Source organism: Enterobacter sp. JUb54 (assembly GCF_014298075.1).
Lineage (GTDB): Bacteria > Pseudomonadota > Gammaproteobacteria > Enterobacterales > Enterobacteriaceae > Klebsiella > Klebsiella lignicola.
Map to the genome: position 1 here is coordinate 3,293,927 of NZ_CP060418.1, position 24,653 is coordinate 3,318,579.

Genomic DNA, 24,653 nt, shown 5'->3' on the forward strand with positions numbered 1-24,653 from the left:
AGCAATGCCGCCCGTCTGCTTTGTTACGCGGTCTGTTGGCTCTCTTGCGCCACGCGTTCCGCTTCTTCAGCTTCCTGCGCTAACAGCTGTTTCTCGTACACCTTAAAGAACGGGAAGTAGATAATCGCCGAGACGCAGGCCAGGACTACCACCAGTATCGCCGCCCGGAAATCCCATCCCAGCGCCCACGCGCCGCCAATCGGTGCCGGCGCGGTCCACGGAACCACTGAAATGACCCGTCCAATCAGATCCAGCTTCATTGCCGCCCAGGCCAGCACGGCGTTCACCATCGGCGCCAGCAGGAACGGGATAAAGAACACCGGGTTCATAACGATAGGCGTCCCGAAGATAACCGGTTCGTTAATGTTAAACAGGCTGGGTACCACGCTCAGACGGCCGATAGATCGCAGGTGCGCCGAACGACTGCGCAGGTAGCAGAAGACCAGGCCCATGGTGGCGCCAGACCCCCCGATGACAATGAAGAATGTCCAGAACGCCTCCATAAAGATATGCGGAAGTGGTGCGCCTTGCGCCAGCGCCTGCTGGTTCATCCCGAGGTTTGTTAACCAGAACATCTGCAGCATGCCAGAAACAATGGCCGCACCGTGGATCCCGGCGAACCACAGCAGGTGACCAATCAGCACCGCCAGTAAAATTGCCGGTAATGAATCCGCTGCGGACACCAGCGGTTTAAAGATAGCCATGATGGCCTGCGGGATCAGCATGTCAAAGTGATGCTGAATAAACAGGCTCAGCGGATACAGGGTCAGTACCACCACCAGCACCGGAATCAGCAGGTCGAAAGAGTTTTTGATCATCGGCGGCACCTGATCCGGCAGGCGAATACCGATATTGTGTGCCTTCAGGAAGCGCATCATTTCAACGCAGTAGACCGCCACCAGGATCGCCGTAAAGATCCCCGTGCCGCCAAGGCTATCCACCGGCAGGTTACCGTTGGTTTTTGGCGCCGCCACCAGCAGGAATGCCATGATTGACAGCATGCTGCACATGAAAGGATCGAGCTGATTAGATTTTTCATAGTGCTTGCCGAGGTTATAGGAGATGGCAGCACAAATGTAGATAGACATAATGCCCATCGTCATATCGAACGGCGTCAGAATACGCCCTTCAAACTCTTTCGCTAAATCCAGCCAGGCACGAGCAAATCCCCAGGTGGTATCTGGAGAAAACGGCGGATACGCAAACACCAGCAGGAACGAGCCAACAATCATAAACGGCATCGCCGAGATGAAGCCGTCACGAATCGCCATCACGTGACGCTGCGATGAGATTCGCCCGGCAACAGGGCTAATATAATTTTCTACAAAGCGAAATATCAGATTAAACGCAGCATGGTTAGCAGACATAGCAGCCCTCCTGACAGGCTTTAGACACAGGCCCAACAACGATTATCCTGCCGTGGCGATGAAATATGTTCTGTGAACGGATCCCCACTGCGGCCATCTCATTGGCTATACTGTTCAGATCAGCACGATTCATACACGGCTCTTTTGTTATAAGTGATACAGGGTAGTTACCCGCTCAGTATTCATCCGAGTGAGGATAACAGCAACCGGTTACAGTAACCGGTTGCGGTGATTGTGAAGAAGATCCAGAAATTGGAATAATTCCGGATTACCCATCGACAATATTTACACTCCGCCAGGCTTGTGACAGATTGGCACGGACATGAATCAGGAGATCCCCATGAGTCTGCAGTCCGTGCGGCAGTTTTTTGCCAGCCATGCCCCCGACATCGAAATCATCGAACTCAATCAAAGTACGGCAACCGTCGCACTCGCGGCCGCGGCACATCGCGTTGAGCCTGGCCAAATCGCGAAGACCCTCTCTTTAAAAGTGAAAGAGCAGGTGATCCTGGTGGTCGCGAGCGGTGACGCCCGACTGGATAACAAGAAGCTGAAGGAAGCGTTCGGCGCGAAAGCACGGATGCTCAGCAGTGATGAAGTGGTCACGCTTACCGGGCATCCGGTCGGCGGCGTATGCCCTTTCGGGCTGGAAAACCCGCTGGTGATCTATTGCGATATTTCGCTGAAGCAGTACCCGGAAGTGTTACCGGCGGCCGGCGCCATTCATAGTGCGGTCCGCATTTCTCCTGACAGAATGGCCCAACTGACGGATGCCACCTGGGTTGACGTCTGTCAGTAGCGTTTTGCGGTCCGACTACGCGACAATAGCATGCGCGTTGGTAACGCTTTCTGGCGAGAGATGAACCAGAATATCGCCGGCGCTCAGCAGAGCTAGATCGGAACTGATCCCCAACTTGATCATCGCGTTGCACTTATGGGCGCGAATGGTTTTGATATTGCGACCTAACTGCAGCGCGATCTCCAGCAGAGAATAGCCATAGGTCATATAGCAGAGAATGCTATGCTCGGTTGGGCTGAAGATTTGACACACGGCAATCTGGCTATTGAGCGGCTGATCCACCGGTTGAGCGGGTTGAAGAAGCAGCAGAAATAATTCTTGCTGCAACACCTCGCGACAGGTCGCTTTATTGATAATCCCGTGCAGGCAGGAAGGCGTCAGTTTCTTGATGAGGTTAACCTCGCCATTGTCTTTCGCCAAAATGATTCGCCGAACTTCAGGATGAGAATAAGCAATATCACGCAGGTAAAGCAGACTATCAACCCGAAGCCAGCGCTGACCGGAAAGTGAAAAAATAACCGCGGTAATATCCCGAACACGCAAAGTACGCCTTAATGAGTGAACATCTTTAAAAAAATGAACACAATAATTTCCGGTACTGTACTCATTCAGGATATGCTGAAGCCCTATTTCCGTCATCGCACAGGGTTCGACCACGGCAATGCAGCGTGTAGTGTTCGGTTGTCCCATTTCGGCTACTCTCCAAAAGCTGAGTATACATTCAGCTCTTTTATTCCTTGTGTGCTATTAATCCAGGCATACATTTGCGCATTGCTGCGCAAAGACAAACGACGCATTGCGCTATTCTTTTGTGCGCTGATGGTCTTATTACTTTTCTTCAGCAACGAAGCAATCTGATTAATTCCCCAGCCTTTTGCCAGCAGTCGGAGCACCTTTCGCTCCGAGAAGGTCAGCACTCTCAGCTTCTCATGGCTAATGGTAAAATCTCTCGCCCCCACGGCAACCACCGGGTGCACAGGGGTTACACCCGGCTCAGCCCCCGTACTGACGGCTTCCCTGATGCAGAGGACTTCACCCAGACGAGTCACTGGCTCACAGTCGGAAATACAGGTACTTTCAGGTCCGACAAATAATGCTTCCGCATGGGGAGAGCAGGAACGACCAACCATATAGATCCAATGAATATTTTTAAAACGAACCATTAGAGAACAATAGTGCCGACATATTTCCTGCGGTCGTTCTGTTTCTCCGGATAAATCAACAATAACCACCGTTGCCAGATTCACCGGAAGCTGCATGAGTGTCTCCAGCGAATAACAATGACTGAAGATATAATGAGGAAGGTACTCGCTGGTGATTGCACTTAATCCGGATTGCATCACCGGCATTTTGCTGATGATAATGCCGTACTTACCCTGTCCTGGTAACATAAATCCTCCCTGTTTTGTAGAAGATTCACGCTGGCATAAAACAGATGGGCGCCTGGCAGCCATAATTTATTTACCAGGTGAATTCTTTATCACCCCTGGTGAACGTCGGCCTTACGCTCAGGTGCATCCTAAATTGCGGGGAACTAAAAATATATTATTGGCCTTAACAACAAATGACACTAGCACAAACGGCCAGCAATCATAAATTAGAAAAAATAAAAAATATTATTAGAAATAATTAATACAGATGCACGTATCTGGCTTTATTTAATTTCACTCCTGAATGTTTTTGGTGAGACGCCGCTATAGCGACGGAAAAAACGAGAAAAATAAGTCACGTCAGTAAACCCTAAATAATCAGAAAGTTGTGTTACTGTCATCGTGGTATATTGCAGATTACGCCGCGCTTCCAGCATCAATCGCTGGTGCAAAACGCTCAGCGCACTGCAGCCATGAAATTCACGACATAAATAATTAAGATGGGTCGCCGATAGCCCGACCAGCCGGGCATACTCCGCCAGCGGCAGATGTTCGCGATAATGGCTTTCGATGAGACGAGAAAAATGGCGCATAACGCTGCGCTTTCGTTCCGCTTTCCCTTCCGCAACCGGCGTCGGCAGACACTGCCGGTTCAGCCACACCAGCAGCGTACCCAGCAGAGAATGCAGCATCATTTCCCGGGCGTCCCGCTCTTCGCAATACTCTTCACGCAAGGCGGTAAACAGCGCGCGCACGTGCCCGCGGGATTGTTTAACGGGGACACATTGCGGCTGGCTGAGAACATCAAGCTGGCGGCCAAACTGGCTTTCAAGCCGGCTGAGCAACGGCAGCGCCAGCGATAACACATAACCCTGAGTGCCTGGCGAAAAACGAAATCCATGAACGCACAGTGCAGGCACGACCTGAATACAGGCATCGGTCATCACCGTTATCGTCCCTTCGATTTCGATTTCAGCCCGGCCCTTATGCAGGTACAGCAGCTGCACCATCCCGGCATGCTGATGCATCCGGATATGCCACTCATACAGGCTGCTGCGCTGCAAAATCGACTCACAGTGCAGCAGGTCGGGCGTAGGCCAGTCGCGCTCTTCGCCATACAAGGTAAAAACGGGAACGCTATTCGCAACCTGCATGGCAACTCCTGCTGTCTTCAACGCTATGCCACGCGCTCCATCGGCAGACCAACATAGTTTTCCGCAATGGTGGTCAACCCGGCGCGCGAGCCCAGATAGTAACGGCGATCTGCCGCCTGCATTTTTTTATCGAACTCGCTCTGCTGCGGGAAGTCATGCAGCAAACGGGTCATAAACCAGCTAAACCGCTCACCCTTCCACACCCGGTCGAGGGCAAAGCGAGAATAGCTCTCCAGCAGGTCGGCACGACCACGATGGTAATATTCACGCAGGATCCGCCACAGATAATTGACGTCTGAGGCAGCCAGATTCAGCCCTTTTGCCCCGGTGGGCGGTACGATATGCGCCGCATCCCCGACCAGGAACAGCCGCCCGTATTGCATCGGCTCGACCACATAGCTGCGCAGCGGGGCGATGCTCTTCTCAAGTGAGTGACCAGTTACTAACTTGCCAGACAGCTCCTCCGGCAGGCGACGCTTCAACTCTCCCCAGAAACGTTCGTCCGACCACGCATCCACCTTGTCGCTCAGCGGTACCTGCAAATAGTAGCGGCTGCGTGTTAGTGAGCGCTGACTACAAAGCACAAACCCGCGCTCATGGTGCGCATAAATCAGCTCCGGGTTCACCGGCGGCGTATCCGCCAGTAGCCCCAGCCAGCCAAACGGCCAGACGCTTTCGTACTCTTTAAGGATCTCGCGCGGAATGCTCTGGCGCGACACACCGTGAAAACCATCGCAACCGGCAATAAAATCACACTCGAGCCGGCAGGTCTCGCCGCCGCTGACATACGAGATAGACGGTCGGTCGCTCTTCGCATCTTCAATCACCACGTCGCTGACGCCATAAATAATCGGCGCCCCGCTGTCAGCACGTGCCGCCATTAAATCCCGGGTCACTTCGGTCTGGCCGTAGACCATCACGCTTTTCCCCCCGGTCAGCTCGCTCAGGGCAACCGGCACCCGCTGCCCTTCAAACAAAAACTCCACCCCATGATGCACCAGGCCTTCCGCATCCATTCGCTGTGATACACCAGCTTCGCGCAGTAATTCGACGGTTCCGCTTTCGAGGATCCCCGCGCGGATACGCCCCAGCACGTATTCCGGTGTTTGCCGCTCGAGGATAACCGTACGGATGCCGGCAAGATGCAGCAATTGACCCAACAGCAGCCCGGAGGGGCCAGCGCCAATAATCGCGACTTGTGTTTTCATAGGGTTGTCTCACCTTCAGATAGTTAATTATTTGTTTGTTTTTTGTTTAATAAAAGTTCCTTGCTGCATTTTTGATAACTCAGACGTGAAAAAGAAGGCCATAATTCGTTCAAAAATTGCACTTTCCAACAGTTTTACGAAAGTGTGGCAGCGCTCAAATTTCATTTCGTCCGCCCGTGGCGTCTTTTTGCACATTGTTTGATCCCGTCCCCCCCAGATACCACGGGAGTTCAGGTTAAAGTATCGACAAACACTTTGGGATTGGACGTGGGGAACAGCGGGTACTTATGCAAGCAGATCGGGCAGTTCAGCGCGCTATTACGCGGTTGTGCATTCAGTGTGGGCTTTTCTTATTGCAGCACGGCGCCGAAAGCGCCCTGGTGGAGGAACTCTCAACCCGCCTGGGACGGGCGCTGGGTATGGACAGCGTCGAAAGCGCCATCTCCTCGAATGCCATTGTGCTCACGACGATTAAAGATGGCGAATGCCTGACCTCCACACGTAAGAACATCGACCGCGGCATCAACATGCATGTGGTGACGGAAGTGCAGCATATTGTGATTATGGCCGAGCATAAGCTGCTGGATTATAAAGACGTAGAGAAGCGCTTTGCGCAGATCAAACCGCTACGCTACCCGCGCTGGCTGGTGGTGCTGATGGTTGGCTTATCCTGCGCCTGCTTCTGCAAGTTAAATAAAGGCGGTTGGGACGGCGCATTGATCACTTTCTGCGCCAGTACCGTCGCGATGTATATTCGCCAGCTCCTGACCCACCGTTCGATGCACCCGCAGATTAACTTCTGCATCACGGCGTTTGTCGCCACCACCATTTCCGGGCTGATGCTGCACCTGCCGGCATTTACCGCCACCTCAACGGTCGCAATGGCCGCCAGCGTCCTGCTGCTGGTTCCCGGTTTTCCCTTAATCAACGCCGTGGCGGATATGTTTAAAGGGCACATCAATACCGGCCTGGCGCGCTGGGCGATTGCCAGCCTGTTGACGCTGGCCACCTGTATCGGCGTCGTGATGGCGATGACCATGTGGGGGCTGCGAGGATGGGTATAATGACGTATATTTTTGCACTGCTGCAGGATATGGCGCTATCGGCCATTCCGGCGGCCGGCTTTGCGATGGTGTTTAACGTCCCGCAGCGCGCGCTGCGCTGGTGTGCGCTGCTCGGCGCCATCGGCCACAGCTCGCGCATGGTGATGATGGATGTCGGGTTCAATATTGAGTGGGCGACGTTTCTCGCCGCGCTGCTGGTTGGCAGCATCGGTATTCAATGGTCCCGCTGGTATCTGGCGCATCCGAAGATTTTCACCGTGGCCGCAGTGATCCCGATGTTCCCCGGCATCTCGGCCTACACCGCGATGATCTCGGCGGTAAAAATCAGCCACTTTGGCTACTCCGATGAGCTGATGATCATGCTGCTGAGCAATTTCCTGAAGGCCTCTTCTATTGTCGGCGCCCTCTCCATTGGCCTTTCTATCCCGGGCCTCTGGTTGTACCGTAAGCGCCCGCGGGTATAGCACAGAGATTTGGCTGAACCCTGTGCTACTATAGCCAATAGATTTCGATGTGTTTTACTGCGGCGCCGGAAGGCATTCCGACAGGCTTACTGGACTAAGCGATGCCGTCCACCGGGCGCCGCCGGTCAAAAACGACTGGAAAGACAATCGGTTTAGCCCCCTCTATATGTTGTTCAGAGTTGAGATAGCGTTATGTCTTCGCGAATGTTAACCACCGATTTTAGCGGCCTGGATGATTTCATCCAGGACCCTGCGGCTGTACTCGCAAAATCGGCCAGCGGCGCCGTCGCCGTTTTTGCCAACAATGCCCCGGCGTTCTACGCGCTGACGCCGGAACGTCTGGCTCAGCTGCTTGAGCTGGAAGCAAAGCTGGCGCGTCCCGGCAGCGATGTGGCGCTGGATACGCAGTTTTTTGATGAGCCCGCCGCCGCGCCAACCGCCATTCCCATGGGGAAATTCGCCATGTATGCCGACTGGCAGCCGGATGCCGATTTTCAGCGCCTCGCCGCGCTCTGGGGCATCGCCCTCAGCCAGCCGGTGACCCCGGAAGAGCTGGCGGCTTTTGTCGCTTACTGGCAAGCGGAAGGCAAAGTCTTTCATCATGTGCAATGGCAACAAAAGCTGGCGCGCAGCGTCCAAATCGGCCGGGCCAGCAACGGCGGCCAGCCGCGACGCGATGTGAATACGGTCAGTGAACCGGATAGCCATATTCCACGAGGTTTCAGAGGATGAGCATGAAAAACGTTGGCGACCTGATGAAGCGTCTGCAAAAAATGATGCCGGCCCATGTCGAACCGGCGTTTAAAACCGGCGAAGAGCTGCTGGCCTGGCAAAAGGAGCAGGGCAAGCTGCGTTCTGAAGCGCTGGAGCGTGAAAACCGCGCCATGAAGATGCAGCGCACGTTTAACCGTTCCGGCATCCGACCGCTGCATCAGAACTGTTCCTTTGAGAACTACCGGGTAGAGTGCGAAGGCCAGATGAACGCCCTGTCCAGGGCGCGTCAGTACGTTGAAGAGTTCGATGGCAATATCGCCAGCTTTATCTTTTCCGGCAAGCCGGGCACCGGTAAGAACCACCTTGCCGCCGCCATTTGTAATGAGCTGCTGCTGCGCGGGAAGTCGGTATTAATCATTACCGTCGCCGATATTATGTCAGCAATGAAAGACACTTTCGGCAACCGGGAAGTCAGCGAAGAGCAGCTGCTGAGCGATCTGAGCAAGGTCGATCTGCTGGTCATCGATGAGATCGGGATGCAAACAGAATCGCGCTACGAGAAGGTGATCATCAATCAGATCGTCGACCGCCGCTCGTCGTCAAAACGCCCGACCGGCATGCTCACCAACAGCAATATGGAAGAGATGAACAAGCTGCTCGGCGAACGCGTCATGGACCGCATGCGTCTCGGCAATAGCCTGTGGGTGATTTTCAACTGGGACAGCTATCGTCATCGTGTTACCGGTAAAGAGTATTAAGATATTTCCGAACCCGGGCGGGGTTATACTACAGGGATGCTTAAGTAACTATGACGAGTACACTCATGAAAACTGCTCAATTTTTGTTCCGCACCACCTTGATTGCCGGTGTTTTTCTTAGCGCCGGCGTCCACGCTGCCTCCTGGCAGGATTCCCTTTCCAGCGCGGCCAGCCAGCTAAGCAGCCAGGGCGACTCTCAGCAAAGTGGCGGCATGTCGGTCTCTTCCCTGACCAGCCTGCTGAGCAACGGCAACCAGTCCCTGACCTCCAGCAGCATGAACAATGCCGCCGGGATTATGTCCTATTGCGCGAAGCAGAAACTGTCTTCGGTGACCAACACCGAAAACGTCAAAAACCAGGTGCTGGATAAACTGGGCCTCAGCACTCCGGAAAAACAGAAAGAGGACACCAGCTACCTTGACGGTCTGCAGGGGCTTCTGAGCAGCAACAGCGGCCAGAAACTGGATCTCAACAGTCTCGGCAGCAGCTCGATGGCTGAGAAAGTGAAAACCAAAGCCTGCGATCTGGTCTTAAAACAGGGTGTTAGCTTCCTCTCCTGATCCCCGCCTCAGAGGCCGCGTTTAACGCCTTAGGGCCGACAACGCGGCCGCAGTCGCGATTTTCACCCTTTTTCGTTCCGCCTCCCCCCGCCACACAGGATGAGTCATTATCCTGGAATGACCATTTCTAAACCAATTCTGAACCACAGCACACTTTCATGACTCTACAATTGCAGCGATATGGCACTGCAATTACAGTGTACCGTGGAAAGTGATCTCTCCTGCCGGTTTTCAACAGGTACCATTTAGAGGGTGTACGTACTGTGTCAGAGTTGTTATCCATCGCCTTGTTTCTCACTTCGGTGGTGATCTATGCCTTAAAAGCGGGTCGCAATACCTGGTGGTTTGCCGCCACGTTGACGGTATTGGGTCTGTTTGTGGTGCTCAACATCACCCTCTACGCCAGCGACTATTTCACCGGCGATGGGATCAATGACGCGGTCCTCTATACCCTGACCAACAGCCTGACCGGTGCGGGCGTCAGCAAATATATTCTTCCCGGCGTCGGGCTTGTCGCGGCGCTGGTCGCCGTCTTTAGCGCCTTAGGTTGGGTGCTGCGCCGCCGCCGTCATCATCCGCACCACTTTGGCTACAGCCTGCTGGCGCTGGTGCTGGCGCTGGCCTCCGTTGATGCCAGTCCGGCATTCCGCCAGATCAGCGAACTGGTAAAATCCCAGTCCCGCGATGGCGATCCCGACTTTGCCGCCTATTACAAAGAGCCGGCGAAAAGCATCGCCGATCCGAAGCTGAACCTGGTCTACATCTACGGGGAAAGCCTCGAACGCACCTATTTCGATAACGACGCATTCCCTGACCTGACGCCGGAGCTGGGCAAACTCAAAAACGAAGGCCTCGACTTCAGCAACACCACCCAGCTTCCGGGTACCGATTACACCATCGCCGGCATGGTGGCCTCGCAGTGCGGCATTCCGCTGTTTGCGCCGTTTGAAGGCAACGCGTCGGCCTCGGTCTCCAGCTTCTTCCCGCAAAATATCTGCCTCGGCGATATTCTGAAAAACTCCGGCTATGAAAACTATTTCGTACAGGGCGCGAACCTGCGCTTTGCCGGCAAAGATGTGTTTCTGAAATCACACGGTTTCGACCATCTCTACGGCGCCGAAGAGCTGAAAACCACGGTGGCGGACCCGACCTACCGCAATGACTGGGGCTTCTACGATGACACCGTTCTCGATGAAACCTGGAAAAAATTCGAACAGCTTTCCCAGTCCGGCAAACGCTTCTCGCTCTTTGCCCTGACGGTCGATACCCACCACCCGGACGGCTTTATCTCCCGCACCTGCCAGCGTAAAAGCTATGAGATGGGTGGGAAAAAGAACCTCTCCTTTAGCGCCGTCGCCTGTAGCCAGGAGCATATCGCCGCGCTGATCGAGAAGATCAAAGCCTCACCGTATTTCAAAAACACGGTGATCGTGGTCTCTTCCGACCACCTGGCAATGAAAAACTCCGCCTGGGACTATCTCAACAAGCAGGACCGCAGCAACCTGTTCTTTATTCTGCGTGGCGACCAGCCGCAGCAGGATACGCTGGCCGTGAAGCGCAACACCATGGACAACGGCGCCACGGTGCTGGACATCCTCGGCGGCGATAACTTTATCGGCCTGGGCCGCAGCAGCCTCTCCGGGCAGTCTCTGTCCGGCATCTTCATGAATATGAAAGAGAAAGTGCTGGCGTGGAAGCCGGATGTCATCCGCCTGTGGAACTTCCCGAAAGAGATGAAAAACTTCACCGTCGACGCCCAGAAGAGCATGATCTCATTCTCCGGCAGCCACTTCCGCCTGCCACTGCTGCTGCGGGTGTCCGACAAACGCGTCGAGCCGCTGCCTGAGAGCGAATATTCTGCCCCGCTGCGCTTCCAGCTGGCTGATTTCGCCCCGCGCGATAATTTCGTTTGGGTCGACCGCTGCTACAAAATGGGCCAGCTGTGGTCGCCAGAGCTGGCGCTCTCAACCGACTGGTGCGTTTCGCAGGGCCAGCTCGGCGGCGAGCAAACCGTGCAGCACGTCGATAAACCTCAGTGGCAGGGCAAAACGGCCTTCAAAGATACCGTGATCGATATGCAGCGCTATAAAGGCAACGTCGATACGCTGAAGATTGTCGATAACGATATTCGCTACAAAGCGGACAGCTTTGTCTTTAACGTTGCCGGCGCCCCGGAAGAGGTCAAACAGTTCAGCGGCATCTCTCGTCCGGAATCGTGGGGCCGCTGGTCCAACGCCCAGCTGGGCAGCGAAGTGAAAATTGAATTTAAGCAGCCGTTACCGGAAAAATTCGATCTGGTGATCACCGCCAAGGCCTACGGGCCGAACGCCAATAAACCGATCCCGGTGCGCGTCGGCAACAGCGAACAGACCCTGACCCTGGCCAACGATGTCTCCACCACCACGCTGCATTTCGACAACCCGTCGCGCAGCGATACGCTGATTATCGTGCCGCCGGACCCGCAATCCACTAACGAGGGCAATATCCTCGGCCATTCGCCGCGTCAGCTGGGGATTGGCATGGTGGATATCAAAGTGGTGAAAAGCGACGGTTAAGCTTAGCGCCGGTTACCGCACTCACGACGCTGCCGGCGATCATGCACGCAGCGTCACGCACATTTCATACTGCTTCAGCGTCAACGTCGCATATCCCGCGGCGTTGAACAGCGGCGTAAAAGATTCCGGGATGGTCACCGTGGTGCTCAGTCCCGGATATTGTCGCGCCAGGGTGGTGAGCATCTCCCGCCCTAACCCGCGTCCTCGCGCTGCGGGCTCGACCCACAAGAACTGCAGCTGCGGTTTGTGGTTCAGGGTCGCCAGCACCGCAAAAGCCTGTTGATGTAACGTCAGCGTCCGGCACGGCAGCGTGGCGAAGGTTAGCGGATCCATCAGCCACGGCAGCCGACCATTGACCTCGGCCCCGGCTTTGCGGATCAGCGCCAGGTCATCACACACCGCCAGCCCCGCCGCGCTCTCATTCTGCGGCTGGGTACTGACAAAGCCGCATAGCCCGTGGCGCACCGTAAACCCCAACGCCTGGTACAGCGCCACCGCCGCCAGGTTATCGCGGATCACCTCGAGCCACATCTGCCGCACGCCCTGCTCCCGCAGCGAAGCCATCAGCGGCGTCATCAACTGGCGACCCAGTCCTTTTCCACGATACGCGGGCCGCACCGCAAATGCTGCAAGTCTGGCCTCATCGCCACGCCGGGAAATCACCGCCATCGCCGCAGGCACATCGCCATCCAGCCAGACGCAGGAATCCAGCAGGCTCATGCCTTCGGCGCTAAAACGCTGAACAAACACCTCCACCGACAGAGTGACGGGGACCAGATAATCCTCAAAACAATCGCTGAGAATGGCCGCCAGCCGGTCGATACTGAACCGGGTGGCAGGAACGGCGATGAGCTCCATACATTGCTCCCGAACGCTGTGATGCTGAACCGATGAAAGCCAATACTATAATCGCCATGACGAGATTTCGCCTGGCTCAGGAGGGCAATATCGTGCTGCTCCAGCCATTGAACGTGCCGCACCATGAGGCTCATCCTGCACACCTTCCCCGGCCAGTGCTGCGTTTACTGGCTAAATATGGTACAAAGTATCATCCTGAATTTTCCGCCTGGTACCTGCGATGGCCTACTCGATAGATATCATCTCCTGCATCACCGACCGCTTTCTCGAGCTCACCGTCAGCGAAAAGCGTATTGCCCAGTTTATCCTCGATGATGTCGCCGCGGCGGCAGAATTGCCGATCGCCGAAATCGCCCGTTTAACCGGTACCAGCCAGGCGTCAGTGACCCGGTTTGCCCGGGCGTTAGGGTGCAAGGATGTCCGCGAGCTCAAGATGAAGCTGGCGCAGTCCCTGGCGGTCGGCCAGCGTTTTATTCTCGATGTGCCGGATCTGGAAGGCGTTCAGGGCATTTACGAGTCGATCATCGGCGTGCTGGAAACCAACCGCCGGGCGCTGGATATTGAGGCCTTAAAGCGAGCCGTCTCCTGGCTCAGCGACGCGCGGCAAATCCTGGCTATCGGCATGGGCGGCGGTTCAACGATCTGCGCCCAGGAGATCCAGTATCGCCTGTTCCGTCTTGGTCTGCCGGTTGTCAGCCAGAACGACGGCCTGCTGGTGCGAATGATGAGCTCTGCCGTGACGCCCAAAGATGTGGTGATTGTGCTGTCGCTTGGCGGGTATACCAAAGAGATGATTGAGAGCGCGGCCATCGCCAGACAGTATGGCGCGAAGGTGATCGCGATTACCCCGGCAGAAACCCCGCTGGCGGAGCAAGCGGACCTGGTACTGCCGCTGCTGGTACGTGAGAACGACTATATTTTCAAACCCAGCACCTCGCGCTATGCCATGCTGGCGATGGTAGATGTGCTGGCCACCGAACTGGCGATGGCCAACAAACCTCAGGCGAAAGATCGGCTGCGCCGTATCAAGCTGGCGCTGGACAGCCACCGCGGTGGCGTCGACCGCCAGCCCTTAGGCGATTAAGCGAGGCTGGCGGCAATAAAGCGCCCGGCCTGCTCGCGGGTACGATCCAGCGACTGCCCGGCGCGATACAGATCGCTGCCCAGCCCGGCCCCGGCGCACCCCGCCTGCACCCAGCAGTCCAGGTTTTCCGGCGTCACGCCACCGACGGCCAGCACCGGCACTTCCGGCGGCAACACCGCCTTCAGCGCGCGAATGTAGTCCGGCCCGAAGCTGGATGAAGGGAAAATCTTCAGCCACTGCGCCCCGGCATCAAGGGCAGTAAACGCCTCTGTCGCGGTGGCGCATCCGGCGCACACCAACATGCCCTGCGCCACCGCCCGACGGATCACTGCCGGCTGCGTATTGGGCGTCACAACCAGCTTCGCGCCCGCCTCAGCCAGCACATCCACCTGCCCGACATTCAGCACCGTGCCTGCGCCAATCATCGCCTGCGATCCAAACTGCTGCACCATCTGCGGAATACTCTGCTGCCAGTCCGGGGAATTAAGCGGGATTTCAATATACCGAAAGCCAGCGCTAATCAGCGTATCCACATGCTCTGCGGCTTCTGCGGGACGGATGCCGCGCAAGATCGCGACCAGTTTAAGCTTGTTCATTCATTATCCTCGCAATACCGCGTAAAAATGCCTCATCGCCCGGACAGCAGTTAACCGTCACTCCCCGGGCCGCCAATGCCTGTCGGTAACGTCCGCTCAGCGCCGGTTCCCCCACCAGGGTTACCTGCGTCGCGCGATAGCGCTCGCTGAACGTTGCCACCTCAGAGCCAATCAGCAGCCCTGAAAGATAGTCACTGACCGATGTCGGCGGCAGAATGCCCAACACCCGTGCCGCACGGGCGCCGAACAGGTTCGCGACCAGAGACGGCATCGCCATGCCTTTTTCCAGCCCCAGCGTCAACGCCGCCTCATCAGGCTGCTGGTCGGGCAGCTGTTTGCCAATCAGCGACTGACTGAGCAGCAGATGGTGCAGCTCCCCGGTCATCGCGGTAGAAAAATGGCGTACCACCCCCGCTTCAACCTGCACCCATTTGCAGTGCGTGCCGGGCATGACGTAGCACTCCGCCGGAGCGATCTGCGATGCGCCAAGCAGCTGCGTCTCTTCACCACGCATCACGTTGCAATCACCGTCCCGCTCAACCTTCAGACCGGGAACAATCCACACCCTGTCAGCCACGGCCGTCAGCTCGCGCCCTGGCGCATCAAGCGCCGCCGGGCAGGCCAGATAAGGCACCGACTGCCAGCCAGCATCGCTGCCCACCATCCCGGCCATCACGACCGGCAGCGCTGCGTCGCCGCGCCACGGCGCCAGATACTGATGAAACACCGCCTCCGGCGTTTGCCCGTTCAGCCGCGCAATCCCGAGCGGGTGCTGCAGGGTCTCCACACATTTCCCATCACGAATCAACCAGCCGCGGAGCTGTGTCGAGCCCCAGTCGACGGCAATATAACTGTGCATGACGCCTCCCTTAGCTCTGCGACGGATGACGTTTGCCAATCGGCAGCGCCGGAGCCGCCGGGCGGCTTTCACGTTCGCGAGTGATCATCTCCAGCGCCTCTTCACGGCTCATGCTGCTGGCCGGCGTCACCAGGGTTACCACCACGGAGGCCACCAGGCTGGTCAGCACCGACGGGATACACGGGTTACCCCAGAAGGCCAGCCAGTCGCTGTCCAGCAGCACCGCCACCGAGGCACCGGCACCACCGGCCAGGGCCGCGACCGCCCCCTGCCAGTTGAAGCGCGTCCAGAAGCGGCCAAGGATGGTGCAGATAAACATCCCGGACATGATCATCGAGATCATTTTGGTGATGTAGCTGATGATATCGTTAGAGGTCAGCGCGAAAAGCAGCGCCAGGGCGATAACCAGTACCAGGAACATCCGCGACAGGCGAATCGCTTTCTCCGGCGCGGGCATATGGCCGGTCACCAGGGTGTAGAGATCACGCAGCATAATCGACACTGCGGCAATAGCATCGGAGCTACCGGAAGACATATTGGCCGACATCCCGGCAATCAGGATCGCCATACCCAGCACCGGCGGCAGCACCTGGGTGGCAAACAGGAAAGCAAAACCGTTGTTTTCGAGGTTCGCATTCATGGTCCACACCGCCATGCCGATAATGGCCGGCAGGAAAGAGAAACCAAGGTACAGCAGGCCGGTGATGGTAAAGGACTGGCGCACGGAAGAGACGGTTTTCGCTGAGTAGATACGCTGACGATAGGATGGCGTTGCCAGGACACCGACGCCGATGACCACCGCCAGCGACAGCGCAGGAAGCACGCCGAGTTTATCCACGGCAAACAGGCTTTGCGCCGCCGGGTCGACCGCCTGCTGAATATGGCTCCAGCCTCCCACGTGCTGGACGGCAAAAATCGCCATCAAAATAAAACCAACGAACAGGATGATCGACTGGACGGTATCGATCCAGACCACCGCGGAGTAACCACCAATACCGACATACACCACAAACGCCAACGCAATAATAACTTTAGCGACATTAATATCAATGCCGCTGGCCCATGCCAGATATAATCCGCCCCCTAATATATGAGCGCCAAGCCAGCCAATTGAGGCAATGAAAATCAGGATCGCGACCAGGTTTTTAATAATTTTACTGCCGCCGGTATAATAGGACATCTCTTCGCTCATGGTCATAAAGCGAAATTTACGCACCGGCGCAAATAACCACGCCACCAGCAGAATCCCCACCGCGCCGCCGAGGCCGTACAGCATCCCGGCCCAGCCGTTACTGTAGCCAAACCCCACGGCCCCGACGCTCGAACCGGTACCGACCATCGTGCCAACCGTCGAGCCGAGGGTCAGAAACATCGGCAGGGAGCGGCCCCCCAGTAAGAAATCATCACCGTTCTTCTGCTTACGCGACACATACCAACCGAGGGTAATCATCGCGCAGGCATAAACGGAAAACCAAATCAGGAATGACATATTATTCATTGCTCACATCCAGGCGTAATAAATAATATTCGTACCGCTGAATATTATGAGTTAATCGTAACGATGCCAGAAAAAAGGCAAAGTAACCCTGCTCGCGCCGATTGAGGTATTCAATCTGGCACGACTATCACATTTTTATGGTTAACGCCCCATCCGATGGCGGGGCGTTATTATTTATCCGCGCGCGGCGTTATAGCAGGTCACATCCACTTCGACTTTACAATCCACCACCAGATCGGCGACGCAGCAAATACGCGCGGGCGGATGCTCACCGAAGAACTCGCGGAACACTTTATTGAATGACTGGAAATAGCGTGAGTCAGTCAGAATCACTTTCACATGCACCACATCCGCCAGGGTGTAGCCGGCTTCGGTCATGATATCGACGCAGTTCTGAATCGCCAGGCGCGACTGATCGACAATACCGCCTTCCACTACTTCACCGTTTTTCATCGGCGTCTGGCCGGAGACGTACAACCAGCCCCCGGCTTCTACCGCCCGTGCGAAAGGCAGATGCTGACCGCCGGTTCCGGTTCCGCCTTCGACGCCATAACGTTTAATGCTCATACTTCACTCCTTCGTCCATCTGGCGACGCAGGAAACGCCCTGCGCGCCCGGTAATTTTTTTATCGCTGCCGTAGCTCATCACACCATTTACCATCACCGCCTCAATCCCTTCTGCGGGCTGTTTCGGGTCGGAGAAGCTGGCCACATCCCGCACCGTCAGCGGATCGAACAGCACCAGGTCGGCAAAATAGTCCACTTTAACCAGCCCGCGCTGCGGCAGACGGAAACGCGCCGCCGACAGCCCGGTCATTTTGTGAATCGCCGTGGTCAGCGGGAACAGCTGTTCATCACGGCTGTAATGCCCCAGTACGCGAGGGAAAGCGCCCCATAAACGCGGATGCGGCATCGGATCGTTGGGTAACCCGTCGGAGCCGATCATCGTGACGGGATAGCGCATCACCCGCCGGACATCCTGCTCGTCCATGTTGTAATAGATAGCGCCGGCCGGCATCAGCTGTGCCGCCGCATCAAGCAGGCTCATCTGCCAGTCGCTGGCAATCTGCTTGAGCGTTTTACCCGCCTGTTCCGGCCGGGATTCCGACCAGGTAATCACGATATCGAACTCATCGGTCACTTGTTTCAGATCCAGCGTCGAGGAGCTGGCGGAATAAGGGTAGCAATCGCAGGCAATCTCCTGGTGCTCACGCATCTCATCGAAAAAGGCCAGCGTCTCGCGGGTCCGTCCCCAGTTTTTTGCCCCGGCGCATTTATGATGCGACACCACCACCGGAACGTTGCCGTGGCGCCCGATGCGAAACGCTTCGTCAAGGGCCTCCAGAATAGGCTCGAATTCAGAGCGCAGATGGGTGGTATAGATGCCCTTCTCCGCCGCCAGCTCTTCCGCCAGCGCCATCACCTCTTCGGTGGTGGACTGAAACGCGCTGGCATAGGCCAGTCCGGTACTCAAACCCAGCGCTCCCTGACGTAACGCATCGCGCAGTTGGACACGCATCCCGGCAATTTCGCGATCCGTGGCCGGACGGAACAGATCGTCCATATGGTTATTGCGCAGCGCAGTGTGGCCAATCAGCGTGCCGACGTTAAGCGACGGCCTGGCGGCTTCCACCGCGTGGGCGTAAGCCTCGACGGTAGGGTAGATAAACTGATCCTGTTCACCCAACAGGTTCATCGGATCGGGAACAGCACCGCGCATGGTCGCCATGGCGGCGCTGATCCCGCAGTTACCGACGATCACCGTGGTCACGCCCTGGCTCAGCTTTGGCAGATACTCCGGCATGCGAATGACGTTGATATCGTCATGGGTATGCACATCAATAAACCCCGGCGCCAGCACGCGGCCCTCGCCGTCAATCTCGTGCCCGGCGTCCACCTTCAGTGCCGGAGCAATCGCCACAATGCGATCGCCCTTCACCGCCACATCGCCGCGATACTGCGGCCCACCGCTCCCGTCAATCACCGTGACATTCTTGAACAGCCAGTCAACCTTCATAGCAATTACTCCCTTTCGACTCTGCCGACAAGTTAACCATTTACAAGGTGAAAAAACAGTGGAAAACTACGCAAAATCCAGATCGTTTTGTGATACTTTTATTCATAACGGATAATATTTAAGTATTAAACCAATAATAATCAACAAGATATAAATGATACCCTGATAAACATCGAGTCTAAAACCTGAAAGGATAGTGTTATGAAATACCATTCCGCTACGCTTGTCCCGCACAAATCTGCCGTGATGGCCTCCCCGGCCAACCTGCTGGCAGAAGAGGTCTGCCTGCCCGCCGCGCTGGTGAAAAAAACGGCGCTGGAAAATAACATAAGCTGGATGCAGCGCTATGCCGATGCCCGCGGTGTGTCGCTGGCGCCGCACGGTAAAACGACGATGACGCCGTGGATTTTTCAGGCGCAGCAGCAGGCCGGGGCATGGGCTATCGGAGTGGGCAGCGCCTGGCAGGCCAGCGCGGCGATGGCCAGCGGCATTCAGCGCGTCCTGATGGTTAATCAACTGGTCGGCAAGGCCAACATGCAGGTGGTCTCGCAGCTGAAAGCGCATTACCGGACGGTGGATTTTGTCTGCTGCGTCGATAGCAAGGCTAACGCCCGAACCCTGTCGGCGTTCTTCAGCGCCCGTCAGCAAACGCTGGACGTCCTGATCGAGCTGGGCGTTCCCGGCGGGCGCTGCGGCTGTCGTAGCGTGGAGGATGCCCTGGCGCTGGCCCAGTTGGTAGCCGACCTGCCGGGCCTGACGTTACGCGGGCTGGAGCTGTACGAAGGGGTGCTGCACGGCGACGATCCGCAGCCACAGGTGGAAGCGCTGTTACAGCAGGCCGCCACCCTTGCCTGCCGGATGGCGCCGCTGGTTGACGGGGAATTTATTCTGACCGGCGCCGGCACCGTCTGGTATGACGTGGTCTGCAACGTGTGGCTGGCCGCGCAAAAACCACCGCGCTGCCGGATAGTGATCCGCCCGGGTTGCTACATCACCCATGACATGGGGATCTACGATATTGCCCAACGGGAGCTGATCGCCCGCGATCCGATCGCCTGCGATCTGGCGGGGGATCTGACCTCCGCGCTGGAGCTGATGGCGATGGTGCAGTCGGTTCCTGAAGCGGATCGCGCGGTGGTCAATTTTGGCAAACGCGATTGCGCCTTCGATGCCGGGCTACCGCAGCCTGTCGCCCACTATCGCAACGGCCGCGCGCTGCCGCTGCCTGCCAACGAGATCGTCAGCGTCGGGATTATGGATCAGCACTGCATGCTGCGCCTGGCTCCAGACTGCGATGTGCAGGTCGGTGACATTATCGTTTTTGGTACGTCGCACCCGTGCCTGACCTTCGACAAATGGAAAACCCTGCTGCTGGTCGATGACGAGTACACCGTGCTGGAAGAGCTGGACACCCTGTTCTGATCGGGCTCCCCGGTGGCGGTGTGACACCGGGGAATCCGGGCCGCGCGACTACGCGCTCAATGCGGCAATTTCATCAAACAGCGAACGGCTAATGGTCACCCCGGATCGTTCGCTCTGCGCACGGCAGAGATAGCGGCGTTCGCCGGGTAACCTGGCGCCTTGTGCCTGCATGTTGGTAAACAGCGTCTGCGCCCGGGCCAGGTGCGCATCGGCCTCCGCCCCAAGAAAACGTTGCGGATCCAGCGCCAGAATCAGCTCCCCGCCGTAGGGCAGGCCGCCCGCACCGTTATCCCAGGCCAGCGACTCCGCGCTGGTCATATCGCCAATCAGCGGCCCGGCCAACAGTTCCACCATCGCCGCCAGCGCCGAGCCTTTATAGCCACCGAAGGTCAGCATCGCCCCGGACAGGACTTCCCCGGCATCCGTGGTTGGCTGGCCCTGGCTGTCGATTCCCCACCCTTCCGGCAGCGATTTTCCGGCGCGCTGATGCAGCTGGATCTCACCGCGTGCCGCCACGCTGGTCGCCATATCAAAAATAAACGGCGGCGCCTCGCCCCGCGGCCAGCCAAAGGCGATGGGATTGGTGCCAAACAGCGGCAAAGTACCGCCGGCTGGCGCCACCCAGGCATGGCCCGGCGTACAGGCCAGCCCGACCAGGCCGGCCTCGGTTAAGGGTTCGATATCGGCAAACAGCGCCGAAAAATGCACGCAGCGGTTGATCGCCAGCGCGGCGATCCCGCTATGACGCGCCTTCTCCACCAGCAGCGGCAGCGCCCGCTCAAACGCCAGTAACGAAAAGGCACCGCCGGCGTCGACCCGGACAATCCCCGGCGCCCGGTCGTCAATCTGCGGTTCGGCATCGGGAGACACCTTGCCTTTATGCAAGGTGGCAATAATCCCCAGCAGCCGCCACAGTCCGTGGGAAGCGCAGCCATCGCGCTCCCCACCGGTCACGTTGCGCGCCACTGCCGCCGCGTGTTCCTCACTGAATCCATTGCTGCTCAGCGCCCGCATTGCCAGCGCATAAGCTTCGGGTAACGAAAGGGTTACCGTTTCCATGACCTTCTCCTCTACTCTTCTTCGTCTCCGCTAAAGTTAGCCTGGGGAAGACAACTGCGCGCGCCCCAGTAATAAATGCCCAGCGACATTACCGCCACTATCACCGTATCCCAGGGATGGGGCAACGCATTAATCCCTCCAAAACTGCCGGCCCAGGAAAAGAGCATAATCAGCGCGTAGAAGACAATCAGCCACAGCGAAGACTTCACCTGCTGCGCCAGGCTGACGGTATGTACCGGCACCTTGCTTTTGCACAGGATGTAGACCACAAACATGACGATCTGCAGCCCCAGCAGCCAGGAGAGCGTGTTCCAGCCGGACCAGTAGACGATCAGCGCCGAGATCATAAACGACACCGGGCCAATGATAGCGAACGCCCGCACGCGGAACGGACGCGGCAGATCCGGCGCATTGCGACGCAGCCCGGCAGCGGTGACCGGCGCAATCGCATAGCTCAGCACCAGCGCCGCCGACACCACGCTAATCAGTTGCTCCCAGGAAGGGAACGGCAGCGTCCAGAAAATCGACAGGCCAAAGGTCAGCCACAACGCCGGACGCGGGATCCCGGACTCCTTATCAATGTAGGTAAAAGCTTTAAAAAAGGTCCCGGCTTTCGCCCAGCCGTAGATCACGCGCGGCGTGGCGTTCATATAGATATTGCCCGTGCCGCTCGGCGAGATAATCGCATCGCTGATGACCATAAAGGCCAGCCAGCCCATCCCCAACGTAATCGCGATGTCACGATACGGCAGCGAGAACTGTTTGCTCACCTCCGCCCAGCCGCCGCTTAACATCTCCGTCGGAATACTGCCGAGAAACGCCAGCTGCAGCAGCACGTAGATAATGGTCGACAGCACCACCGACAGAATCAGCGCTACCGGGATGGTGCGCTGCGGGTTCTGCACCTCGCTGGCGACGGAGATAATCGGCGTCAGCCCCAGATAGGCAAAAATGATCCCCCCGGCGCTGATCGCCGCTTCCACACCGGACATGCCGAACGGGGCAATCCCCTGAGCATGCAGGTTTTCCGGCTTAAAGAAGGTGAAGAGCGTGATGACCACCAGCAGCGGAACGAGGAACTTCAGCACGCTGATAAAGTTGTTCGAACGGGCGAAGGTTTTGACGCTGTAGTAGTTCAGACTGAAGAAAAAGCACAGCAGCAGAAACTGCACCACCCAGCCCAGCAGGGTTGGCGAGCTGGAACCCGGTTGCGTCAGCGCCGGGAACCAGGCCGCGGCATACTGACGGGCGGCGACGATCTCGATCGAAATCAGGCTTGAAAAGGCGATCAGCGTAATGAAACCCAGCAGATAGCCCATCAGCTCGCCGTGGGAAAAGACCGGATAACGGATAATCCCTCCGGCACGCGGCAGCGCCGCCCCCAGTTCGCAGTAGACAATCCCCAGCAGCAGCACCGCCACGCCGCCAATCACCCAGGAGGCGATGCCGGCCGGTCCGGCGATCGACGCCACGTGGCTGGCGGCAAATAACCATCCGGAACCAAAAATCGCCCCCAGGCCAATAAACGTCAGATCGGTTAACGTCAGTTGCTTTTTAAACTTACCCGACTCAGCCACGCGGGTTTGACTGTTATGCGTAGAGTGAATAGTCATCGTGATGCCCTTGCGTCAACATGAAGGGGAAATGGCTTCCCGGGTCCACTGGCCGTTCACCAGGCGCAGCAGGTTCAAAGGGTTAGCATCCTGCAAGGCCGGTGGCAGCAACGCGGCGGGGGCGTTCTGCAAGCAAACCGGTCGGAGAAACCGCTCTATCGCCCGGGTCCCTACCGAGGTGCCACGCGCATCGGTGGTCGCCGGCCAGGGGCCGCCGTGCACCATCGCATCGCACACTTCCACACCGGTGGGGTAGCCGTTAAACAGCACCCGCCCGGCTTTTTCACTGAGCAGCGGCAACAGTCGCCCCGCCAGCAGACGATCGTCCGCATCCGCATGCAACGTGGCGGTCAGCTGTCCCTGCAGCGCGTTGACCACAGCCATCAGTTGGGCCTCATCCGCCACTTCCACCAGCACGGAGAGCGGGCCAAACACTTCGCGATGCAGCAGACTATCCGGCTCCAGCAGCTGTTCCGCCGTCGCCAGATACAGCAGCGCCTGCGCCTGTTGAGCACCGGGCGCTATCCCACTAGCCAGCCGCTGTACGCCCGGACAAGCATCGAGGGCATCCACCCCGGCGTGATAGTGCTGTAGCGTCGGTGCGTTGAGTAACACCTGGGCGGGAGCCGCCTGAACCTGCTCGCACAGCGCCGCTTTCAGCGCCGTCAGCCCTTCCCCCTTGAGCGCCAGAATCAGCCCGGGCCGGGTACAAAACTGCCCGCCGCCGAGGGTAAACGACCCCACCAACGCGTGTGCCAGCGACGTCGCCCGCGCGGCCAGCGCCTGCGGTAAAATAATCAGCGGGTTAATCGCCGACATTTCGGCAAACAATGGGATCGGCTGAGGACGCTGCTGCGCCAGCTGGTACAGCGCTTTGCCCCCCGCCAGCGAGCCGGTGAACCCCACCGCCTGGATAGCCGGATGACGCACCAGATCGGCGCCAATATCGTGACCAAAAATCATATTGAAGACGCCGCCGGGTAAGCCGCATTTCTCAACCGCCCGGACGATGGCCTGCGCCGTCTGTTCCGCGGTAGCCATATGTCCCGGATGCGCTTTCACCACCACCGGGCAGCCGGCCGCCAGCGCCGAAGCGGTATCGCCGCCGGCGGTAGAGAACGCCAGCGGGAAGTTGCTGGCGCCGAACACCGCCACCGGGCCTAACGCGCTCTGGAACTGCCGCAGATCCGGGCGCGGCAGGGGCTGACGTTCTGGCAGCGCGGTATCAATGCGCACCCCAAGAAAATCGCCGCGCCGCAGCACGTCGGCAAACAGCCGCAGCTGGCCGCTGGTGCGCGCCCGCTCGCCCTGCAGACGTGGCAATGGCAGCGCCGTCTCGGCGTGGGCCAGGGCAAAAAACGCCTCCCCCAGCCCGTCCAGCTCATCGGCTATGGTGTCGAGAAAATGCGCCCGCTGCTCTGGCGAAGTCGCGGAATAGACGCTAAACGCCTGCGCCGCCGCTTCTGCCGCCAGCGCGGCCTCCTCCCGGGAGGCCGGATAAAAACGCTGGCCAGTGGTCTCGCCATCCGCCGCCCGCAGGCTCAGCAGCGTGGCTTCACCGCTGGCTATACGACGGCCGGCAATAAACTGCCGCCCCGCCGTCATCGCTGTGTCGCTCATCATTGCCCCCTGAC

The 24,653-nt window shown here is 57.7% G+C and carries 23 protein-coding genes and 1 pseudogene; 10 read left to right on the forward strand and 14 right to left on the reverse strand.

Features of this window, described 5'->3' with window-relative positions:
• Positions 1 to 23: 23 nt before the first annotated feature.
• The gene (locus HF679_RS15165) at positions 24 to 1,367 is read right to left on the reverse strand and encodes a PTS sugar transporter subunit IIC (RefSeq protein WP_123757617.1); all 1,344 of its coding nucleotides are present in this window, start codon (positions 1,365 to 1,367) and stop codon (positions 24 to 26) included.
• Positions 1,368 to 1,707: 340 nt separating this feature from the next.
• On the opposite strand from HF679_RS15165, the gene HF679_RS15170 reads away from it, so the two are divergent.
• On the forward strand, positions 1,708 to 2,166 hold the full coding sequence (locus tag HF679_RS15170; protein ID WP_123757618.1) for a YbaK/EbsC family protein: 459 nt from the start codon (positions 1,708 to 1,710) through the stop codon (positions 2,164 to 2,166).
• A 15-nt stretch (positions 2,167 to 2,181) separates the two neighbouring features.
• Here HF679_RS15170 and bglJ read toward each other — a convergent pair whose 3' ends face one another.
• The 4 genes from bglJ to pobA all read right to left on the reverse strand — a co-directional run bounded on the left by bglJ (position 2,182) and on the right by pobA (position 5,898).
• Positions 2,182 to 2,856, reverse strand: coding sequence for a DNA-binding transcriptional activator BglJ (bglJ, locus tag HF679_RS15175; protein WP_187042178.1), 675 nt, complete (start codon positions 2,854 to 2,856; stop codon positions 2,182 to 2,184).
• Positions 2,857 to 2,861: 5 nt separating this feature from the next.
• The gene (locus HF679_RS15180; protein WP_187042179.1) at positions 2,862 to 3,557 is read right to left on the reverse strand and encodes a helix-turn-helix domain-containing protein; all 696 of its coding nucleotides are present in this window, start codon (positions 3,555 to 3,557) and stop codon (positions 2,862 to 2,864) included.
• A 263-nt stretch (positions 3,558 to 3,820) separates the two neighbouring features.
• Positions 3,821 to 4,690, reverse strand: coding sequence for a helix-turn-helix domain-containing protein (locus HF679_RS15185; protein ID WP_123757621.1), 870 nt, complete (start codon positions 4,688 to 4,690; stop codon positions 3,821 to 3,823).
• A gap of 23 nt (positions 4,691 to 4,713) precedes the next feature.
• Positions 4,714 to 5,898 carry a 4-hydroxybenzoate 3-monooxygenase gene (gene pobA, locus HF679_RS15190; protein WP_187042180.1) on the reverse strand — a complete coding sequence of 395 codons (1,185 nt, stop codon included), beginning with the start codon at positions 5,896 to 5,898 and terminating at the stop codon, positions 4,714 to 4,716.
• Positions 5,899 to 6,185: 287 nt separating this feature from the next.
• Between pobA and HF679_RS15195 the strand changes: the two genes are divergently transcribed.
• The 6 genes from HF679_RS15195 (at position 6,186) to opgB (ending at position 12,013) form a co-directional block, all read left to right on the forward strand.
• Entirely contained in the window at positions 6,186 to 6,962 is a 777-nt protein-coding gene (locus HF679_RS15195) for a threonine/serine exporter ThrE family protein (RefSeq protein WP_187042181.1), read from the forward strand.
• On the forward strand, positions 6,953 to 7,426 hold the full coding sequence (locus HF679_RS15200) for a threonine/serine exporter (protein ID WP_123757624.1): 474 nt from the start codon (positions 6,953 to 6,955) through the stop codon (positions 7,424 to 7,426). The genes HF679_RS15195 and HF679_RS15200 overlap by 10 nt, the downstream gene beginning before the upstream one ends.
• A gap of 192 nt (positions 7,427 to 7,618) precedes the next feature.
• Complete coding sequence (dnaT, locus tag HF679_RS15205; RefSeq protein WP_154144450.1) at positions 7,619 to 8,158, forward strand: primosomal protein DnaT; 540 nt, start codon at positions 7,619 to 7,621, stop codon at positions 8,156 to 8,158.
• Between the two features lie 2 nt (positions 8,159 to 8,160).
• A complete protein-coding gene (gene dnaC / locus HF679_RS15210; RefSeq protein ID WP_123757626.1) occupies positions 8,161 to 8,898 on the forward strand; it encodes a DNA replication protein DnaC in 738 nt (245 codons plus the stop codon).
• 65 nt (positions 8,899 to 8,963) lie between these two features.
• Positions 8,964 to 9,458 carry a DUF2501 domain-containing protein gene (locus HF679_RS15215; protein WP_123757627.1) on the forward strand — a complete coding sequence of 165 codons (495 nt, stop codon included), beginning with the start codon at positions 8,964 to 8,966 and terminating at the stop codon, positions 9,456 to 9,458.
• A gap of 263 nt (positions 9,459 to 9,721) precedes the next feature.
• Positions 9,722 to 12,013: a phosphatidylglycerol--membrane-oligosaccharide glycerophosphotransferase gene (gene opgB, locus HF679_RS15220; RefSeq protein ID WP_123757628.1), complete on the forward strand. Its 2,292-nt coding sequence runs from the start codon at positions 9,722 to 9,724 to the stop codon at positions 12,011 to 12,013.
• Positions 12,014 to 12,052: 39 nt separating this feature from the next.
• On the opposite strand, the gene HF679_RS15225 is transcribed toward opgB, so the two are convergent.
• Entirely contained in the window at positions 12,053 to 12,871 is an 819-nt protein-coding gene (locus HF679_RS15225; RefSeq protein ID WP_187042182.1) for a GNAT family N-acetyltransferase, read from the reverse strand.
• A gap of 220 nt (positions 12,872 to 13,091) precedes the next feature.
• On the opposite strand from HF679_RS15225, the gene HF679_RS15230 reads away from it, so the two are divergent.
• Positions 13,092 to 13,955, forward strand: coding sequence for a MurR/RpiR family transcriptional regulator (locus tag HF679_RS15230; RefSeq protein ID WP_123757630.1), 864 nt, complete (start codon positions 13,092 to 13,094; stop codon positions 13,953 to 13,955).
• Here the strand turns inward: HF679_RS15230 and HF679_RS15235 are convergent.
• The 5 genes from HF679_RS15235 to HF679_RS15255 form a co-directional block, all read right to left on the reverse strand.
• Positions 13,952 to 14,551: a 2-dehydro-3-deoxy-6-phosphogalactonate aldolase gene (locus tag HF679_RS15235; RefSeq protein ID WP_123757631.1), complete on the reverse strand. Its 600-nt coding sequence runs from the start codon at positions 14,549 to 14,551 to the stop codon at positions 13,952 to 13,954. The genes HF679_RS15230 and HF679_RS15235 overlap by 4 nt on opposite strands.
• A complete protein-coding gene (locus tag HF679_RS15240) occupies positions 14,538 to 15,410 on the reverse strand; it encodes a 2-dehydro-3-deoxygalactonokinase (RefSeq protein WP_123757632.1) in 873 nt (290 codons plus the stop codon). Before HF679_RS15240 ends, HF679_RS15235 begins: the two co-directional genes overlap by 14 nt.
• 10 nt (positions 15,411 to 15,420) lie before the next feature.
• A complete protein-coding gene (locus HF679_RS15245; RefSeq protein WP_123757633.1) occupies positions 15,421 to 16,908 on the reverse strand; it encodes a sodium:solute symporter family protein in 1,488 nt (495 codons plus the stop codon).
• Between the two features lie 174 nt (positions 16,909 to 17,082).
• Entirely contained in the window at positions 17,083 to 17,475 is a 393-nt protein-coding gene (locus HF679_RS15250) for a RidA family protein (RefSeq protein ID WP_154144444.1), read from the reverse strand.
• On the reverse strand, positions 17,465 to 18,925 hold the full coding sequence (locus HF679_RS15255) for an N-acyl-D-amino-acid deacylase family protein (protein ID WP_123757635.1): 1,461 nt from the start codon (positions 18,923 to 18,925) through the stop codon (positions 17,465 to 17,467). Before HF679_RS15255 ends, HF679_RS15250 begins: the two co-directional genes overlap by 11 nt.
• Between HF679_RS15255 and HF679_RS15260 the strand changes: the two are divergent.
• Both HF679_RS15260 and HF679_RS15265 read left to right on the forward strand, forming a co-directional pair.
• A pseudogene (locus HF679_RS15260) lies at positions 18,903 to 19,047 on the forward strand (hypothetical protein). The gene HF679_RS15255 and the pseudogene HF679_RS15260 overlap by 23 nt on opposite strands.
• 79 nt (positions 19,048 to 19,126) lie before the next feature.
• Positions 19,127 to 20,347 carry an amino acid deaminase gene (locus HF679_RS15265; RefSeq protein WP_187042183.1) on the forward strand — a complete coding sequence of 407 codons (1,221 nt, stop codon included), beginning with the start codon at positions 19,127 to 19,129 and terminating at the stop codon, positions 20,345 to 20,347.
• Positions 20,348 to 20,395: 48 nt separating this feature from the next.
• Here HF679_RS15265 and HF679_RS15270 read toward each other — a convergent pair whose 3' ends face one another.
• From HF679_RS15270 to HF679_RS15280, 3 genes are read right to left on the reverse strand one after another with little or no spacing between them, the layout of a single operon-like run.
• Entirely contained in the window at positions 20,396 to 21,406 is a 1,011-nt protein-coding gene (locus HF679_RS15270; protein ID WP_123757637.1) for an Ldh family oxidoreductase, read from the reverse strand.
• An 11-nt stretch (positions 21,407 to 21,417) separates the two neighbouring features.
• Positions 21,418 to 23,019 carry an APC family permease gene (locus HF679_RS15275; protein ID WP_123757638.1) on the reverse strand — a complete coding sequence of 534 codons (1,602 nt, stop codon included), beginning with the start codon at positions 23,017 to 23,019 and terminating at the stop codon, positions 21,418 to 21,420.
• A gap of 15 nt (positions 23,020 to 23,034) precedes the next feature.
• Positions 23,035 to 24,639, reverse strand: a complete 1,605-nt coding sequence (locus HF679_RS15280; protein WP_187043061.1) for an aldehyde dehydrogenase (NADP(+)) — start codon at positions 24,637 to 24,639, stop codon at positions 23,035 to 23,037.
• Positions 24,640 to 24,653 lie beyond the last annotated feature (14 nt).